Annotated in this window: 1 protein-coding gene; it reads left to right on the forward strand. The window is 63.6% G+C overall.

Going from position 1 to position 305, the window contains the following annotated elements; genetic code table 11:
• On the forward strand, positions 1-266 hold a 266-nt coding region (locus PO768_RS29415; RefSeq protein ID WP_272648852.1), incomplete at its 5' end, for an integrase core domain-containing protein.
• Positions 267-305: the final 39 nt, after the last annotated feature.

Consider the following 305-nt stretch of genomic DNA (forward strand, 5'->3'; position numbering starts at 1 on the left):
CCGAGGCCGGCATCGAGCCTTCCGTGGGCTCCAAGGGCGACAGCTACGACAACGCGCTGGCCGAGACCATCAACGGCCTCTACAAGGCCGAGGTCATTCACCGGCGAGGACCTTGGAAGACCAAGCAGGCGGTGGAACTCGCGACGCTGGAATGGGTGGCCTGGTTCAACCATCACCGGCTGATGGGGCCGCTGGGTTACGTCCCGCCTGCAGAGTTCGAAGCCAATTACCATCGCCAACGCGCTGGTCAGGCCGCGACCGTCTGACTTAAACCAACTAGCCTCCTCGGAAACCGGGGCGCTTCA

It is taken from the genome of Paucibacter sp. XJ19-41 (assembly GCF_028462495.1).
Lineage (GTDB): Bacteria > Pseudomonadota > Gammaproteobacteria > Burkholderiales > Burkholderiaceae_C > Roseateles_E.